This is a genomic window from Pseudomonas putida (genome assembly GCF_030159595.1).
Taxonomy (GTDB): Bacteria; Pseudomonadota; Gammaproteobacteria; order Pseudomonadales; family Pseudomonadaceae; genus Aquipseudomonas; species Aquipseudomonas putida_AC.
Genome location: NZ_BSKJ01000046.1, coordinates 1 through 276, shown reverse-complemented (window position 1 = coordinate 276; position 276 = coordinate 1). Strand labels below are relative to the sequence as shown.

Annotated in this window: 1 protein-coding gene; it reads left to right on the top strand. The window is 56.9% G+C overall.

Annotated elements, in window-relative coordinates; all coding sequences use genetic code 11:
• Positions 1-47 precede the first annotated feature (47 nt).
• The coding region (locus QQL85_RS26475; RefSeq protein ID WP_284368795.1) for a hypothetical protein at positions 48-276 on the top strand (229 nt) is incomplete at its 3' end.

Sequence of the window (276 nt, the reverse complement as noted above, 5' to 3'; positions counted from 1 at the left end):
AGGGCTTTAATGCCACAATCCTCTTTTCTTCTCATGCAGGACGAATGATGAAAAAACTCGCAATTGCAGGCGCGCTCTTGTTGCTGGCGGGCTGTGCCGAAGTCGAAAACTATAACAATGTCGTGAAAACCCCCGCGCCGGACTGGCTGGCGGGCTACTGGCAGACCAAAGGGCCGCAACGTGCGCTGGTCAGCCCGGAAGCGATAGGCAGCCTGATTGTCACTAAAGAGGGCGATACCCTGGATTGCCGTCAGTGGCAGCGGGTGATTGCCGTGC